17 protein-coding genes are annotated in these 15810 nt (G+C 46.6%); 9 read left to right on the top strand and 8 right to left on the bottom strand.

Going from position 1 to position 15810, the window contains the following annotated elements; translation table 11 throughout:
- Positions 1 to 4 precede the first annotated feature (4 nt).
- The 4 genes from infC (at position 5) to LS482_RS15405 (ending at position 2335) form a co-directional block, all read left to right on the top strand.
- Positions 5 to 568 (top strand): translation initiation factor IF-3, encoded by a 564-nt coding sequence (gene infC, locus LS482_RS15420; protein ID WP_302849409.1) that lies wholly within the window; start codon positions 5 to 7, stop codon positions 566 to 568.
- 28 nt (positions 569 to 596) lie between these two features.
- Positions 597 to 794, top strand: coding sequence for a 50S ribosomal protein L35 (rpmI, locus tag LS482_RS15415; RefSeq protein WP_233028404.1), 198 nt, complete (start codon positions 597 to 599; stop codon positions 792 to 794).
- A 152-nt stretch (positions 795 to 946) separates the two neighbouring features.
- Positions 947 to 1291 carry a 50S ribosomal protein L20 gene (rplT, locus tag LS482_RS15410; protein ID WP_233028403.1) on the top strand — a complete coding sequence of 115 codons (345 nt, stop codon included), beginning with the start codon at positions 947 to 949 and terminating at the stop codon, positions 1289 to 1291.
- A 219-nt stretch (positions 1292 to 1510) separates the two neighbouring features.
- Positions 1511 to 2335, top strand: coding sequence for an HAD family hydrolase (locus LS482_RS15405; protein ID WP_233028402.1), 825 nt, complete (start codon positions 1511 to 1513; stop codon positions 2333 to 2335).
- A 10-nt stretch (positions 2336 to 2345) separates the two neighbouring features.
- On the opposite strand, the gene LS482_RS15400 is transcribed toward LS482_RS15405, so the two are convergent.
- The 7 genes from LS482_RS15400 to LS482_RS15370 form a co-directional block, all read right to left on the bottom strand.
- Entirely contained in the window at positions 2346 to 2768 is a 423-nt protein-coding gene (locus LS482_RS15400; protein ID WP_233028401.1) for a secondary thiamine-phosphate synthase enzyme YjbQ, read from the bottom strand.
- Between the two features lie 38 nt (positions 2769 to 2806).
- Complete coding sequence (locus LS482_RS15395) at positions 2807 to 4084, bottom strand: asparagine synthetase B (RefSeq protein ID WP_233028400.1); 1278 nt, start codon at positions 4082 to 4084, stop codon at positions 2807 to 2809.
- Between the two features lie 121 nt (positions 4085 to 4205).
- Positions 4206 to 5780 (bottom strand): replicative DNA helicase, encoded by a 1575-nt coding sequence (gene dnaB, locus LS482_RS15390; RefSeq protein ID WP_233028399.1) that lies wholly within the window; start codon positions 5778 to 5780, stop codon positions 4206 to 4208.
- Between the two features lie 194 nt (positions 5781 to 5974).
- Positions 5975 to 6928, bottom strand: a complete 954-nt coding sequence (locus LS482_RS15385; protein ID WP_233028398.1) for an acetyl-CoA carboxylase carboxyltransferase subunit alpha — start codon at positions 6926 to 6928, stop codon at positions 5975 to 5977.
- A gap of 157 nt (positions 6929 to 7085) precedes the next feature.
- On the bottom strand, positions 7086 to 8162 hold the full coding sequence (locus tag LS482_RS15380) for an LptF/LptG family permease (protein ID WP_233028397.1): 1077 nt from the start codon (positions 8160 to 8162) through the stop codon (positions 7086 to 7088).
- 158 nt (positions 8163 to 8320) lie between these two features.
- Positions 8321 to 9451, bottom strand: coding sequence for a tRNA guanosine(34) transglycosylase Tgt (gene tgt, locus LS482_RS15375; RefSeq protein ID WP_233028396.1), 1131 nt, complete (start codon positions 9449 to 9451; stop codon positions 8321 to 8323).
- Between the two features lie 186 nt (positions 9452 to 9637).
- Entirely contained in the window at positions 9638 to 9829 is a 192-nt protein-coding gene (locus LS482_RS15370; RefSeq protein ID WP_233028395.1) for a hypothetical protein, read from the bottom strand.
- 1308 nt (positions 9830 to 11137) lie between these two features.
- On the opposite strand from LS482_RS15370, the gene LS482_RS15365 reads away from it, so the two are divergent.
- From LS482_RS15365 to LS482_RS15355, 3 genes are all read left to right on the top strand, one after another.
- Complete coding sequence (locus LS482_RS15365; protein WP_233028394.1) at positions 11138 to 11983, top strand: transketolase; 846 nt, start codon at positions 11138 to 11140, stop codon at positions 11981 to 11983.
- Positions 11984 to 12097: 114 nt separating this feature from the next.
- The gene (locus LS482_RS15360) at positions 12098 to 13081 is read left to right on the top strand and encodes a transketolase family protein (protein WP_233028393.1); all 984 of its coding nucleotides are present in this window, start codon (positions 12098 to 12100) and stop codon (positions 13079 to 13081) included.
- 68 nt (positions 13082 to 13149) lie between these two features.
- Complete coding sequence (locus tag LS482_RS15355) at positions 13150 to 13749, top strand: outer membrane beta-barrel protein (RefSeq protein ID WP_233028392.1); 600 nt, start codon at positions 13150 to 13152, stop codon at positions 13747 to 13749.
- Between the two features lie 73 nt (positions 13750 to 13822).
- On the opposite strand, the gene LS482_RS15350 is transcribed toward LS482_RS15355, so the two are convergent.
- Positions 13823 to 14566, bottom strand: a complete 744-nt coding sequence (locus tag LS482_RS15350; RefSeq protein ID WP_233028391.1) for an FKBP-type peptidyl-prolyl cis-trans isomerase — start codon at positions 14564 to 14566, stop codon at positions 13823 to 13825.
- A gap of 78 nt (positions 14567 to 14644) precedes the next feature.
- Here LS482_RS15350 and LS482_RS15345 point away from each other — a divergent pair, with 78 nt between their 5' ends.
- Together LS482_RS15345 and LS482_RS15340 are read left to right on the top strand one after the other, a co-directional pair.
- The gene (locus LS482_RS15345) at positions 14645 to 15019 is read left to right on the top strand and encodes an RNA-binding S4 domain-containing protein (RefSeq protein WP_233028390.1); all 375 of its coding nucleotides are present in this window, start codon (positions 14645 to 14647) and stop codon (positions 15017 to 15019) included.
- Between the two features lie 117 nt (positions 15020 to 15136).
- Entirely contained in the window at positions 15137 to 15736 is a 600-nt protein-coding gene (locus LS482_RS15340; RefSeq protein ID WP_233028389.1) for a methyltransferase domain-containing protein, read from the top strand.
- The last annotated feature ends 74 nt before the right edge of the window (positions 15737 to 15810 follow it).

Below are 15810 nucleotides of genomic sequence, written 5' to 3'. Positions count from 1 at the left end.
AGCCATAGCAATTAAGAGAAGATTCAACAGAAACCGTCACAACCAGAGAGAAGACAAAAACCCGCACCGGACCAACAGGGATATCCGTGTTCCGGAAGTTCGTCTGGTGGGAGACAATGTAGACACCGGTATATATCCAACCAAAACAGCCCTGACTAAAGCTGAAGAGTTAGGATTGGATTTGGTGGAAATTTCACCGAAGGCCGCACCCCCTGTTTGTAAGATCATGGATTACAAAAAATTTCTTTACGAACAGAAAAAGCGGGAAAAGGCACTTAAAGCAAAAGCTGCCAAAATTGTAGTGAAAGAAATACGTTTCGGGCCCCAAACCGATGAACACGATTACGAGTTCAAAAAGAAACACGGCGAAAAATTCCTGAAAGACGGTGCCAAACTCAAGGCATATGTGTTCTTCAAGGGACGTTCTATCGTGTACAAGGACCAGGGAGAAATATTGCTTTTACGCCTGGCCCAGGACCTCGAAGAATACGGTAAGGTAGAACAAATGCCAAAACTGGAAGGGAAACGGATGACCATGTTCATCTCCCCGAAAAAGAGCAAGAAATAAGCGAAATAATCAAAATAGTTTAGGAATTATGCCTAAGATGAAAACCAAATCCAGTGCCAAAAAGCGATTTAAGCTTACCGGTACCGGGAAAATCAAAAGAAAGCACGCTTTTAAAAGCCACATTCTTACGAAGAAAAGCAAAAAGCGTAAGCTCGCGTTAACACACAGTACCCTGGTACACGATCACGATGTTAACAATATCAAGGAACAATTACGTTTAAAGTAAATTGTTCTTTCGGTTAGTATTAATTGTATAACCCTGGAGTCAGGCAAAATAGATCGGAAATATTGAATTCGGGATTTCTGATGTCGAATTTAATACGATAATTATTTTGGAAGTGCCGGTTAACGGCCGCCTGCTACAAAAAACAAAAAATTATGCCAAGATCAGTAAATTCAGTTGCTTCGAGGGCCCGAAGAAAAAAGATTATCAAACAGGCCAAAGGCTACTACGGAAGACGTAAAAACGTTTGGACCGTTGCCAAGAATGCGGTAGAAAAAGCGATGCAATATTCGTACAGAGACCGCAGGAACAAAAAGAGAACTTTCCGTGCATTGTGGATTACCCGTATCAATGCAGGTGCCAGGTTACACGGAATGTCCTATTCCCAGTTCATGGGTAAGGTGAAAGCCAATAATATCGAGCTCAACCGTAAGGTTTTAGCCGACCTGGCCATGAACCACCCGGAAGCGTTCAAGGCTATTGTAGACAAAGTAAAATAAACGTTTAGTAATCATACATTTCGCTTATCAAAATCCGGTCGCAAGGCCGGATTTTTTGTTTTTACGCCATACAACAAACAGGCTTACAAAAATAAACCACTATCATATAACCCACATCTCACATCTCACACCTACTTCTGCCCGGGAAAGGAAATAACAGAGAATTAACAGGTAAAATCCTTATTCTGCCTTACCTTTGCCGTTTAAAAAAATTGCGATATGGATCTATCACAGGTAAAGCTGATCGCCACCGATATGGATGGCACTCTACTGAATTCCGAAAGCCGGGTAAGCAACCGGTTCTTTGAGCTCTTTGAAGAACTCAACCGGCACGGTATCTCCTTTGTCGCGGCCAGCGGACGGCAATACCACAGTATCGTGGCCAAACTGGAAAGCATCAGGGACGACATTACCATTATTGCCGAAAACGGTGCCATTACAAAACGCAGGGACAAAGACCTGCTGGTAACGCCTTTGCCCGGCCATATTATCAAGGAAACCGTTTCCCTGCTTCGTCCTGTTGAGGATGCTTATATGGTGTTGTGTGGAAAGAAACGCGCTTATATAGATACGGACAATCCCGCTTTCGAAAACATGTTCAGGGAATATTATTACGAATACGCCAAAGTGCCTGATCTTACTCAGGTAACAGACGACGAACCCTTAAAAATTGCTATTTACAGCTTTGGCGGTTCCGAAAAAAACATCTACCCGCACGTACGTCACCTGGAAGGCTCATTACAGGTAAAGGTATCGGGAGAGAACTGGCTTGACCTCTCCAGCCCGGATGCCAATAAAGGCCATGCATTACAGCAGCTACAGGAACAATTACAGATAACCCGGGAGGAAACCCTCGTTTTCGGAGATTACAATAACGACCTGGAAATGATGGACCGGGCCTATTTCAGTTATGCCATGAAAAACGCACACCCCAATGTGCTGAATGCCGCCCGTTACCAAACCCTGAGCAATGATGAGAACGGTGTGGAACATATCCTGGAAAAACTACTCAATGCCAGGAAAGCGGCGATAGCAAATTCATAGAAGAACAGCATTAAATTCCTGAAACCGTAATTACAACAGATCTGCTCCCACCGTGATCCCGGTGTTCGCAGAGATAAATACCCTGCCATATCCCGAGGTTCAGCTTTCCGGAGGTAATGGGTATGGTCACTGAACTCCCCATGAGCGAAGCCTTGATGTGTGCAGGCATATCGTCCGGCCCTTCCTGGGTATGAATATAATACGGTGCATTTTCCGGGACTACGGTATTCATATGGCTCTCAAAGTCCTGCCTTACCGACGGATCAGCATTTTCGTTGATGGTAAGCCCGGCGGAAGTGTGTTTTATAAAAACGTGCAGCTGCCCCATGCGGATGTTCCGGATCTCCGGAACTGCACGTACTATCTCATCCGTGATGATATGAAACCCTCGTTTTCGGGCCTTTAACCGTATTTCTTCCTGAAAAAAATGCATATATTAACTCTCTTTATTGATCACAGCCCTTTCCTCAATCAGGTTTTGTGTTTCTTCTTCTTTGCAGCCGGGAAAAGGATATTGTTCAGTATAAGCCTGTAGCCCGGAGAGTTGGGGTGTAACTCCAGTTCTGTCTTGGGATCTCCCACTCTGTGCTGATAGTCCTCCGGGTCGTGCCCCCCGTAAAAGGTAAAAAAGCCTTTTCCCTTGACACCGTGAATATATCGCGCTTCGCCGTTAGCCTTGTTCTCGCCCAGTACCAGTACGGAAGATTTGACCTCATTGCCGTTAAAGCTGGTGGTCTGCCCCATAAATCCTTTGATCAGTGCCGTGTGGTTTTGACATAACATCGTGGGTATCGGGTCCCACTTGGCGGAAAATTCCATCAGGGTAAAATAATCCACTTCCTTGGCTATCTCCCGCCTGGAAGTCATATCTATGGATGAAAATTCATAAACATTGGGATCGCGCTCCAGGGTAAACCCGGTAAAAGCAAAAGTTTTATCGTAATCAATTCTGGACTGATAATTGGGGGAAGAAGGATCTCCGTCGAACATGGCCTCACAAATATCCACTCCTTCTGCCGAAAGGGCAATATCAAAACTATCGGTTGCCGAGCACATGGCAAACATAAAACCGCCTCCAACTACATAATCCCTGATCTTCTGTGCTACGGCGAGTTTTTCTTCAGACACTTTATCAAATCCCAGTTTCGCCGCCCTTTCCTCGGCCTCTTTTTTTTGTTGCATATACCAGGGCGCCATTTTATACGCCCGGTAAAACTTGCCATACTGCCCGGTGAAGTCTTCGTGGTGCAGGTGCAACCAGTCGTACAACAGTAATTTATCGGAGAGTACTTCCTCGTCATACACCACATCATAGGGGATTTCGGCATAGGTTAGCACCATGGTCACCGCATCGTCCCAGGGCGGGTTGTCTTTGGGCGAGTAGACCACAATTTTAGGCGCTTTTTCCAGGATCACGGCTTCCTGATTTTTGGCCGGGCTGCTTATTTCTTCCAGGATTCCCGCTGCCTTATCGTCAGAAAGCACCTCATAAGAAACCCCTCTGATGGTACATTCCTTTCGTATCTCCTCAGTATCCGGAAGCAGAAACGAACCCCCGCGGTAATTCAGCAGCCATTGCACCTTTACGTTTTTTGACAATGTCCAGTAGGCTATACCATAAGCCTTCAAATGGTTTTTCTGGAACTCGGCATCCATGGGAATAAGCACACGGGAAGCCTGTACCGAAATGCTGAATGCAAGCAGGAATACGGTTATCAATAGCCTGTTGAAAGGTAAGCCAAAACGCATAACAAAAGGTTTAGCTTCAAATTTACGGAAAAACGTTCGGATATCCGGCTTCGGTATCGAGGTTAAGCATCGGGGAACCCGGAGCGGGAATACGACCAGATACTTAACTTTCTGTTTTTGCCTAAAACGGCACGTCACTGTCATCTTCCGGGGCGGGCGGCCCTTCGTTCATGGAACTCCCGAAAGCATCATCCGCACTGGGCAGGCTACCCGGGTTGAAAGTATCGTCTTCAGAGGCATTCATTTTCGACTGGAATTCGAACGGAGAGTCAAAATCATCCAGGTTATCGAATTTCCCGAGGTGACCGATAAACTTGAGCCGGATGTTGTCCAGCCCCCCGTTACGGTGCTTGGCTACGATAAACTCGGCCTGTCCCTGCGTAGGCGTACGTTCTTCATCGTCCCACTCTTCGATCTTGTAGTATTCCGGACGGTAAATAAAAGATACGATATCGGCATCCTGTTCAATGGCCCCCGATTCCCTGAGGTCGGAAAGCAGCGGGCGTTTACTGCCTCCACGGGTTTCCACCGCACGGGAAAGCTGTGAAAGGGCAATAACAGGAACGTCCAGTTCCTTGGCCAGGGCCTTGAGGTTCCTGGAAATGGTGGATATTTCCTGTTCCCGGTTCCCCCCTTTCTGGGTTCCGCCGGCAGTCATAAGCTGGAGGTAATCAATAATAATAAGTCTGATGCCGTGTTGTGACGCCAGCCTCCTCGCCTTTGCACGAAGGTCGAATATGGAAAGGGAGGGAGTGTCGTCAATAAACAACGGGGCCGTTTCCAGGGATTTTACTTTGACGTTGAGTTGTTCCCACTCGTGTTTTTCGAGCTTTCCCGTACGCAGTTTTTCCGAAGACAATCCAGTCTCGGAAGAGATAAGACGGGTAATAAGCTGTACAGATGACATCTCCAGGGAAAAGAACGCCACCGGGGTGTCGGCATTTACTGCAATATTCCTGGCCATGGACAGCGTAAGGGCCGTTTTACCCATACCGGGACGTGCGGCCACAATAATAAGGTCACTGGGCTGCCAGCCGGAAGTGAGCTTGTCAAGTTTGTCAAAACCGGACGGAATACCGCTCAGTCCTTCCTTGTTGGATATTTCCTCGATCTTTTTCTTGGCCTGCATGACAAGGCTCTGTGCGGTCTCCGAAGATTTTTTGATATTTCCCTGGGTAACCTCGTACAATTTGGCTTCGGCACTGTCGAGCAGGTCAAAAACATCGGTAGTTTCATCATAGGCTTCTTCAATGATATCCGAAGATATCTTGATGAGACTTCGCTGTATATACTTCTGAAGGATGATACGGGCATGGAATTCAATATGTGCCGATGAAGAAACCTTCTGGGTAAGCTGTATCAGGTAAAAATCACCCCCGATCTGTTCCAGCCTGCCGTCCTTTTTCAACTGGGAGGATACCGTAAGCAGGTCGATCGGCTCCGTATTTTCAAACAATTGTACAATGGCCTCGTAAATATGCCGGTGTACCTCCTTGTAAAAAGCATCCGGATGCAAAATATCAATAACCTCGTCGACCCCTTTCTTATCGATCATCATGGCGCCGAGCACCACTTCTTCCAAATCCAGTGCCTGGGGAGGGATCTTCCCCTTTTCCAACTGTATTATGCCGGACCTTCCGGCGGCTGTGGTTGGTTTTTCTATTTTTATTCCTGACACGGGGCCTGTTTTTTCCATAAACGCGAATGTAGAAAATGATAGTTCAACTATTTAAAAATCGGCGTATTTTATATTCACCCTTCGTCAACATTTAACATGTTAACAAGTTACGATTTTATGTTCATAAACGTAAAAAAAACCGAAGTTCTTTACTTCGGCTCGTATTGTGCTCTTCTCTTTTCGGGAGAATTGCGGTTGATATTTTCGGAGGATCAATTTTTATACACTCCCATGTTAGCATATTTTTCCATACGATCCTCCACGAGTTCTTCGGGCGTCATTTTTTTGAGATCTTCATAATTTTCAATAATGGTCTGGGCCACTGTTTTAAAGGTCTTTTCCCGGTCGGAATGTGCACCGCCCAGGGGTTCCTTGACGATATCGTCCACCAGGTGCAGCTTTTTCATGTCCTTGGCCGTCAGTTTGAGTGCTTCCGCAGCCTGTTCCTTATATTCCCAGCTTCGCCAGAGTATGGACGAACATGATTCGGGCGATATTACCGAATACCATGTATTCTCGAGCATCAGTACCCGGTCGCCCACACCTATCCCAAGTGCTCCGCCGGAGGCTCCTTCCCCGATAATAATAACGATTACCGGAACTTTCAGCCGGGTCATTTCCATGATGTTCCTGGCAATGGCTTCTCCCTGCCCCCTTTCTTCGGCTTCGATACCCGGGTATGCACCGGGGGTATCGACAAAGGATATCACGGGGATCCCGAATTTCTCGGCCATCTTCATAAGGCGCAATGCCTTGCGGTACCCTTCGGGATTGGCCATCCCGAAATTCCGGTACTGCCTGGTCTTTGTGTTGTATCCCTTTTGCTGGCCGATGATCATAAAACTCTGTCCCTCGATTTTCCCGAGACCGCCTATCATCGCCTTATCGTCTTTTACGGTACGGTCGCCGTGCAGCTCCAGAAAGGTATCACCGCAAATGGCACGAACGTAGTCCAGTGTATAAGGTCTGGAAGGATGGCGTGATAATTGTACACGCTGCCAGGCAGTGAGATTCTTGTATATGTCCTTTTTGGTCTGTTTCAGTTTCTTGTCAATTTGCTTGCAGGTCTCGGTCACATCAACATCGCTCTCCTCGCCGATGACCTTGCACTTGGATAGTTGCTCCTCCAGTTCTTTAATGGGTAATTCAAAATCCAAATATTCCATTATCACTTATATTTTGATTTTATTCAGCCTACAAACTTACGGATTTTTTTGTGTTCAGTTTATCCGCGTACCATTATTTGTATCCTTTACAGGTACATTCCGTTAACTACGGTATCCTCTCCCTTTTCATCCGGGGGAATGCGACAAAATGCCCCGGTTATTGTCTGGCTTTATTCAGAAGATAAACAGCGAGCACTCCGAATATCAGGTTGGGGAAGGCTGCCGCAAGCATCGGGGAAAAGCCCGACTGTTCGGCCATGGTACCGAATATCCGGTCGAAAAAGATAAAAATAAAGGCCAGGGAAATCCCGAGGGCCAGGTTGATCCCCATCCCTCCCCTTTTTTTCCTGGAAGACACGGCCACTGCTATAACAGTAAGGATAAAAGCCGATACGGGAAGCCCCCAGCGTTTGTACTTCACCAGAAGATACGTATTGATGTTGGACGATCCTTTTTTCCGCTCCTTTTCTATAAATTTATTCAGCTGAAAGAGGTTTTTGGTTTCCGCAATATAGGACACCGGGGTCAGGTCGTCCAGGTTAAAGGAAAAAAGTGTGTCGAGCCTGCTTTGTTTTTCGAGTATGTCATCGGTTTTCCCGATTTGTCGTTTTACATAGGAAGACAACCTGTAAACGCTGTCCTTTTCGATCCATCGTATATTCCTCGCCGAGATCTTGTATTTGAGCTGTTCTCCTTCAAAATGCTCAAATGTGAAATTATACCCTATTTTGTTCTTCGGATCAAAGCTGCTTACATAAATATAATCGTTGTCATTGATCTGGTTGAAGAGGTTGGTGGTCTCACGCGCCTGTTGTCCCTTTTTGAGATATTTATAGTAAAATTCCTTGTACCCTTTACTGGCCGAGGGCACGATGAACATCCCCATCACAAAAGCGATGACCGCTACAATGGAAGCCCCGAGCAAATAGGGCCTTAAAAACCTCGTATAGGGCACACCGGAACTCAGTATTGCCGTGATTTCCGTATTGTTGGCCAGTTTGGAGGTAAACCATATAATGGAGAGAAAAAGAAAAATGGGAAACAGCAGGTTGGCAAAATAAAAAGTGAAATTCACATAATACTTTATGATCTCACCCGTAGGTGCTTCCTGCTCTATCATCTTGCCCACTTTTTCCGAAAGGTCGATCATGATCCCTATGGGAATAAACAGCAGGAGCATCACGGTAAAGGTACCGAGGTATCGTTTAAGTATATACCAGTCTAATATTTTCACTGTCCGGTTTTAGTTCTTGTTTTTTTTGGTTTTGGAGTTGAGGGAGCCTCCTCCTCTGCCTCCGGCATCTCTCCCCTCTCGGGAGAGAAATTATTATTCTTTTTAATTTTACTTTTGCTTTAACCCCTTAATCATTTCATCAACACATTAACTCATCCCTACAACCGCTGTGCCAGCTTTTTCACCATAACATTCTTCCATTCGTAAAAATCTCCCGCTAAGATATGTTTTCTGGCTTCACGTGCCAACCACAGGTAAAAGCCCAGGTTGTGAATGGTTGCAATTTGTTTGCCAAGATACTCATTTGCAGCAAAAAGATGCCTTAAATAAGCTTTTGAGTATTCGGTATCCACAAAAGTAATGCCCATTTCGTCCACCGGAGAAAAATCGTCTTCCCACTTCTTGTTCTTTATGTTAATGATCCCGTCGGATGTGAACAGCATCCCGTTACGCGCATTCCTGGTGGGCATTACGCAATCGAACATATCTACCCCGAGCGCTATGTTTTCCAGAATGTTTACCGGTGTTCCCACCCCCATAAGGTAACGGGGCTTATCTTCGGGAAGGATGTTGCAGACCACTTCGGCCATGGCATACATTTCTTCTGCGGGCTCCCCTACCGAAAGCCCGCCTATGGCATTACCGTCGGCTCCTGCCCCGGCGATGTACTCGGCAGACTGCTCGCGCAGGTCCTTGTAAACCGATCCCTGGACAATGGGGAACAACGACTGGCTGTAACCGTACTTTCCGGGCACTTTTTTCAGGTGTTCCACACAACGGTCGAGCCATCTGTGGGTCATGTGCATGGAACGTTTGGCATAGCGGTAGTCGCACGGATAAGGTGTACATTCGTCAAACGCCATGATGATATCGGCACCGATGCTCCGCTGTATTTCCATCACACGCTCCGGAGTGAAAAAATGGTATGAACCGTCAATGTGCGACTTGAACTTTACGCCTTCTTCCTTAATTTTCCTGTTGGCCGACATGGAATACACCTGGTACCCCCCGCTGTCGGTAAGGATGTTCCTGTCCCATCCCATGAATTTATGCAGCCCGCCGGCTTTTTCCAGGATGCCCGTTTGCGGCCTGAGGTACAGGTGATAGGTGTTCCCAAGAATGATATCCGGGTCGATATCTTCCCGCAATTCCCGCTGGTGCACCCCTTTTACCGAGGCTACCGTCCCGACGGGCATAAAAATCGGGGTTTCTATCACACCGTGATCTGTCGTGATCTTCCCGGCCCTGGCCTTGCTCCCGGGATCGTTTGCTTGTAACTCGAACTTCATAAATACAATATCAGTCAGTCGGCAAAGATAGGGATATTGTAATAATGGGATAATGTGATTATGAGGTTGACTTATTTCTTTTGATTTGTAATACCGGGAAGCTTCTTAATTGTTACACTCACCAGTACCTGCTGAAAATGAATACATGTTCTTTCAACCACTTGCCATATATAGCTTTCAACTTTTTTATGGTGTGACAATCTGATCGGGCATCCACGGCACTTCCCCTGCTGCCCCACCGGGTACGGACAGGTTTTCAACCTCCGCATATCTTCGGAAGGCCAGGAGACGCGTGACAAATGCATTTCTTCTCCCATATACGGCTGTACCGAAAAATTTACCGTTCCTTCCCCGCCTTAAAGCCTGGAAAACCGCCATAAACACAACCCGGTTTACACCGGAAGGGGTCGGGTATGCAGCTTACCCGTTCCCTTGAGCCGCGTAACCGGTTGCTTACGCCGCATACACAGTTAGGTTGACCGCGTACCGGGTTACTTATGAATTCATACGCAATGGCGCAAGCGGCATACCGGCTTATGTTCGCGGCGTAAGGGGACAGGTACGCGGCATAAGGAATATGGTTTACCGCATACACAGTTGTGTTGACCGCATACCGGGTTGCTTATGAATTCATACGTAACTGCTTAAGCGGCATACCGGGTTATGTTCGCGGCGTAAGGGGACAGGTACGCGGCATAAGGAATATGGTTTGCCGCATACACAGTTGTGTTGACCGTATACCGGATTGCTTATGAATTCATACGTAACTGCTTAAGCGGCAGACCAGGTTACGATTGCAGTTCAAGGAGATGGGTACGCGGCATAAGGAATCCGGTTTGCCGCATACGCAATTGCTTGAGCAGTGAACTTAATTAAGTCCGCCGCATACCGGGTTACTTATACGGCAAACACAACCCGGTGCAGCGTATACGCAATCCCTTAAATGGCAAAAACGGGCTCCGGATCACCCGACCGTGAATAAGATATCCCGGTGCGGCGGCAAATACAGGCGAACCTTTACAGGAAGGCGGCCCTTCCTGAACCTGCCGGTGTACCGGCAGTGGTGTCATTCGTCAGGCAATGCTACCGGTGCCGGTCCCTCGATGTTCCCGAACGCGGGCTACCGGGCCAGGGACATTCGCGATACCGCAACGAACACAGTCCGACCTTGCTCAGTGCAGGCAGGCTCAGCGCATCGCCTAAAGGGTGTGGAATTTCTATATTTTTAACTTCAGTACATGACAAAATTCAACTTAAATGCATTTTCCTCGATTTTTTGCCCCTCCCAAAGGGTGAATCGAGGAAAATCAGGCTCCCTTTAGAGTCAAACTGATTTTCCAATAAACCTGTATAAAACAAATTTTGTCATGTACTAAAAATTTTTCACCTTACAAAGGTTTAATACGTTTGCCCTCTAACCAAATCATAACAAAGTATCCCCACCCGAAGCCTATAAAGGTTTAATTTCAACCTTAGTCGGTATCTTTAACTTTTTTCCTCTTTTACTCTTATTACAAAAACCAAAAAGTTTAAACGGGTTATATATTAAATCACCCTGTTACCGAATTGGTAAATTGAACAATTATCACATTTAATTTGTGAAAGCCTGAAAACTAACACCGAAAACGTTTGGGAGGAGCCCTTTTTAGGTTTATTTTTGCCAGAGAATAATTTCAACTATTAAAAATGTCTAATATTCAACAACTAAACGACTTAGCAACACAGGTTCGCAGGGATATTTTGCGGATGGTACACAAGGTGAATTCCGGCCATCCCGGAGGTTCACTGGGATGCACGGAATTTTTTATAGCCATGTATAACGAGATCATGGAACTGAAGGACGGATTTGATATGGATGGTATAGATGAAGACCTGTTCTTCCTCTCCAACGGTCATATTTCACCGGTATTTTACAGTGTACTGGCACGAAAAGGGTATTTCCCGGTGGAGGAGCTCAATACTTTCCGGATGATCGATTCCCGTTTACAGGGCCATCCTACAACCCACGAAGGTCTTCCCGGAGTGCGCGTAGCATCGGGGTCGCTCGGACAGGGGATGTCCGTAGCCATCGGAGCCGCCCTTGCAAAAAAACTGAACAAAGACAATCACCTCGTTTACAGCCTGCACGGTGACGGCGAATTACAGGAAGGCCAAAACTGGGAAGCCATCATGTATGCCGCAGGAAACAAGGTTGACAATTATATTGCCACGGTAGACTATAACGGCCAACAGATAGACGGAGCTACGAATGATGTACTCCCCATGGGCGACCTCAGGGCCAAGTTCGAAGCCTTCGGCTGGGACGTACTGGAAATAAAAGAGGGGAATGATCTCGAAGCTGTTATAAACGGTATGAAAGAAGCCAAAACAAGGACCGGTAAGGGAAAACCGGTGTGCGTTATTCTTCATACGGTTATGGGTAACGGGGTAGATTTTATGATGCACACCCATGCATGGCACGGAAAGGCGCCTAACGACGAGCAACTGGAAACCGCCCTGGCGCAGAATCCCGAAACCGTAGGGGATTATTAACCTGTACCGGACCACCGGGTAGAGACGCACGGCCGTGTGTCTCAAACGTAGAGGACCGTGCGTCTCCACGAGGACATAACGTTCCCAAAAATCCTTAAAAACAGAAAGATCGAAATGAAAAAATATACAGACACAGGAAAAAAAGATACCAGAAGCGGATTCGGGGCCGGAATGACTGTCCTGGGCCGCACCAATCCGAATGTGGTGGCCCTTTGTGCCGACCTGGTAGGATCACTTAAGATCCAGGAATTCATAGACGAAAACCCCGAGCGTTTCTTCCAGGTGGGTATTGCCGAAGCCAATATGATGGGGATCGCCGCAGGACTTACCATAGGTGGTAAAATACCGTTTACCGGCACTTTTGCCAATTTTTCCACCGGGAGGGTATACGACCAGATACGGCAATCTATCGCTTACTCCGGTAAAAATGTAAAAATATGTGCTTCCCATGCCGGGCTTACCCTGGGTGAAGACGGTGCCACACACCAGATACTGGAAGATATCGGACTGATGAAAATGCTTCCCGGAATGACCGTAATCAACCCTTGTGATTTTAACCAGACCAAGGCAGCCACACTTGCCGTGGCCGAACACCAGGGGCCGGTTTACCTTCGTTTCGGAAGGCCGAAAGTAGCCAATTTCACACCCGAAGACCAGCAGTTTGAAATAGGCAAGGCCATAATGCTCAATGAAGGAACGGATGTTACCATCATTGCCACGGGACACCTTGTCTGGGAATCCCTGATCGCTGCAGAAGCCCTCGAAGCCAACGGAATTTCTGCCGAGGTAATCAACATCCACACCATAAAACCGCTGGACGAAGAAGCTATCCTGGCTTCCGTAGCCAAAACCGGATGTGTGGTGACCGCCGAAGAACACAATTACTACGGCGGACTCGGGGAAAGCGTAGCGAGGGTACTCGTTAAAAATCACCCTGCTCCCCAGGAATTCATTGCCACCAACGACACTTTCGGCGAAAGCGGAACACCGGACCAGCTTATGGAAAAATACGGATTGAACAATAAAGCAATAGTAAAAGCCGTTGAAAAGGTATTGGAAAGAAAACAGGCTGCGCCGAGTATGAATGTACAAGGCTAAGCCCGTAAAAGGCCATTATTTATTAACCATCCCGGGAATCCCGATCCCCCGGGAATTAAATTAAACCTATGAAACGATCGCTTTTAATTATTGCTATGCTCTTTGTTAGTGCAGCCGGATTTTCGCAAATCGATTTTGGTGTAAAGGCCGGATTTAACTACAACAAAACAGGAGACCTGAAAGACCAGGCCGAAGACATCCTGGACGGGGGTAAAGGAAAAGCCGGGTACCACGCCGGGGTATGGCTCCGCGGTGATGTACCGATTATAGGCCTCTACCTGCGCCCGGAATTTGTGTACACGCAGATCAGCAGTGAATACGAATACGAAGGCAACAAGGGAGATTTTGACCTGCAGAAACTGGATGTACCGATCCTTGTAGGCAAAAAGTTCCTCGGGTTTGCCCATGCCTTTATAGGCCCTGCATTCCAGTTTGTCGTAGACTCGGACTTTGACGCCGAAGATATCGAGGATATCGACACCGACAGCTTTACCCTGGGTATGCAAATGGGACTCGGTGTGGAATTCGGCAGCCTGGGCCTTGATGTACGCTGGGAAAGGGGACTTTCGGACTCCGAATCCAAAATCGTGCGTAACAACACCGACAGTGACATCACCATAGACAGCAGGCCTAACCAGGTTATTTTCGGGCTGTCCTATAAATTTTAGAACAAGCTTTTTGAAATAAAAAACGGTCCGGGATCCCGGACCGTTTTTGTTTTCGGTAAATACCTATTCTTATTTATTCTTCCTCTTCTTCTATTTTCTCAACCCTTAACAGATCTATGGCAAATGCTATAGGCGTATATGCCGGGATACTCCCCGAACCGGAATAATACCCTAATCCGGCGGGCATAAACACCATTCCCACACCATAATCACCGCTTATTATATAAGTACCGTCCTCTTCATTAATATCGATTTCCCCACCGGAATGAAGTGCGGGCATGAACTCTGCAAATCCCCTACCACTTCTTCCGAAACCAGCTTCAACAATACTTTCCAAATTAAACCACACCGGGGTATTACTATTATCAAACACCACATCATTCAGCAAAAATCCTTTGTACCTCACCAATGTGGAATCTGTAGTTGTCGGAGCAACATCATCTCCCTGTCTTGCCACCAGGTAATACAGGGTATGGTCCAGGGTTTCCTCTGCCGAAAGTTCAACGGCTATTGTCTTTTTTTCCACCTGGTCCATTAAAGACACTTTATCACTGTTCTCTCCGGCAATAGTATCAATAACAATTTTAAAGTCAAAGCCCGTGCTATCTGCATATGTAGAATCTTTGGCAGCCGCATCGAACTCCTCATAGTTGTAAAAATGGGTACTGAGGTATTCCTTAATGTCCGCATCGTTTTCCACAGCCACTTCGGCAGGGTCGCGAACCTCAACCGATCCGCCGTTATCATCATTGTTACATGAACTCAGAAGGGCCACAGCCCCCATTGCCATCAAACCTGTTCTTGTTATCTTCATCATTGTTAAAAAATTGAATGCGCAAGATACAATTTTCTGTAAATTTGTTTTTATAAATTAACGTAGATTTTCTTTTAGCGTATGCGTATTGATAAGTATTTGTGGTGTGTCCGCTATTATAAAACGAGAAACATGGCCACCGAAGCCTGTAAGAAAGGTCATGTGCAAATTAACGGCCAGAAGGTCAAACCTTCGCGGGAGGTTTACCCTACCGACAAGGTACGCCTGCGGAAGAACCAGATCAACTATGAACTTACGGTCCTCGATATCCCCGCAAACCGGGTAGGTGCGAAACTCACAGATATCTATCGCCAGGATACCACTCCCAAAGAGGCCTTTGAAAGTTCGGAACTGTTGAAATACGCCAAAGAGCATTACCGTAAAAAAGGCACGGGGCGCCCCACCAAAAAGGACAGAAGGGATATTGACGATTACCTGGACAACGAAGAGGAATAGTTGAGAGGGGTTTGGATCCAGGGAGTTTTATTTTTTCAGATCAGACCTGTAAACCGTATAACTAACAAACTCCAAAACTCAAAGACTCCAAAACTCAGAAACTAAAAACCGGCAGCCATGCAAAACGGAACCAAACAATTCTGGGAGGAAAAATACAAATCCAGGGACACTTTCTGGGACATCGGCCATATTTCCACCCCGCTCAAAGCTTACATCGACCAACTGGAAGACAAGAATATTAAAATCCTGATCCCCGGCGCCGGCAACGGCTATGAGGCAGAATACCTGCTGCACCAGGGGTTCAAAAACGTGCATGTTCTGGATTTCGCCCTCCCTCCATTGCAGAATTTTAAAAAACGCGTTCCCGGTTTTCCGGAGAAACAGTTGCTCAACCAGGATTTTTTCACCCTTGACATGACCTTCGATCTCATCCTGGAACAGACCTTCTTTTGTGCGCTTCCCCCGCAATCCCGACCGGATTATGCCCGTAAAATGCAACAATTACTGAACCCGGAAGGAAAACTTGCCGGATTGCTTTTCGATTTTCCCCTCACCGAAGAAGGGCCGCCCTTTGGCGGGGACAGGGAAGAATATTTCGGGTATTTTTCTCCTTATTTTGATATTGTTATTATGGAACGTTGTTATAATTCCATAAAACCGAGGGAAGGCCGGGAATTCTTCTTTATACTGAAACCGAAAAGCCAAAACAATCCATAAGAAAAGATCCGGAATAAAGGATTTTCTGTTTAAAATACCGTAAGCATATCGTTTTAATCGGTAAATTTGTTGCT

Origin of the sequence: Sinomicrobium kalidii (genome assembly GCF_021183825.1) — a bacterium.
Taxonomy (GTDB): domain Bacteria; phylum Bacteroidota; class Bacteroidia; order Flavobacteriales; family Flavobacteriaceae; genus Sinomicrobium; species Sinomicrobium kalidii.
The sequence above is the reverse complement of the archived record's forward strand: the minus strand, read 5'-3'. Positions and strand labels throughout refer to the sequence as shown.

What these genes read in the sequence shown, in the direction of transcription:
- rpmI (WP_233028404.1), top strand. Translation starts at nt 597, where the DNA reads ATGCCTAAGATGAAAACCAAATCCAGTGCCAAAAAGCGATTTAAGCTT.
- rplT (WP_233028403.1), top strand. Translation starts at nt 947, where the DNA reads ATGCCAAGATCAGTAAATTCAGTTGCTTCGAGGGCCCGAAGAAAAAAG.
- LS482_RS15405 (WP_233028402.1), top strand. Translation starts at nt 1,511, where the DNA reads ATGGATCTATCACAGGTAAAGCTGATCGCCACCGATATGGATGGCACT.
- LS482_RS15400 (WP_233028401.1), bottom strand. Translation starts at nt 2,768, where the DNA reads ATGCATTTTTTTCAGGAAGAAATACGGTTAAAGGCCCGAAAACGAGGG.
- LS482_RS15395 (WP_233028400.1), bottom strand. Translation starts at nt 4,084, where the DNA reads ATGCGTTTTGGCTTACCTTTCAACAGGCTATTGATAACCGTATTCCTG.
- dnaB (WP_233028399.1), bottom strand. Translation starts at nt 5,780, where the DNA reads ATGGAAAAAACAGGCCCCGTGTCAGGAATAAAAATAGAAAAACCAACC.
- LS482_RS15385 (WP_233028398.1), bottom strand. Translation starts at nt 6,928, where the DNA reads ATGGAATATTTGGATTTTGAATTACCCATTAAAGAACTGGAGGAGCAA.
- tgt (WP_233028396.1), bottom strand. Translation starts at nt 9,451, where the DNA reads ATGAAGTTCGAGTTACAAGCAAACGATCCCGGGAGCAAGGCCAGGGCC.
- LS482_RS15370 (WP_233028395.1), bottom strand. Translation starts at nt 9,829, where the DNA reads ATGGCGGTTTTCCAGGCTTTAAGGCGGGGAAGGAACGGTAAATTTTTC.
- LS482_RS15365 (WP_233028394.1), top strand. Translation starts at nt 11,138, where the DNA reads ATGTCTAATATTCAACAACTAAACGACTTAGCAACACAGGTTCGCAGG.
- LS482_RS15360 (WP_233028393.1), top strand. Translation starts at nt 12,098, where the DNA reads ATGAAAAAATATACAGACACAGGAAAAAAAGATACCAGAAGCGGATTC.
- LS482_RS15355 (WP_233028392.1), top strand. Translation starts at nt 13,150, where the DNA reads ATGAAACGATCGCTTTTAATTATTGCTATGCTCTTTGTTAGTGCAGCC.
- LS482_RS15350 (WP_233028391.1), bottom strand. Translation starts at nt 14,566, where the DNA reads ATGATGAAGATAACAAGAACAGGTTTGATGGCAATGGGGGCTGTGGCC.
- LS482_RS15345 (WP_233028390.1), top strand. Translation starts at nt 14,645, where the DNA reads ATGCGTATTGATAAGTATTTGTGGTGTGTCCGCTATTATAAAACGAGA.
- LS482_RS15340 (WP_233028389.1), top strand. Translation starts at nt 15,137, where the DNA reads ATGCAAAACGGAACCAAACAATTCTGGGAGGAAAAATACAAATCCAGG.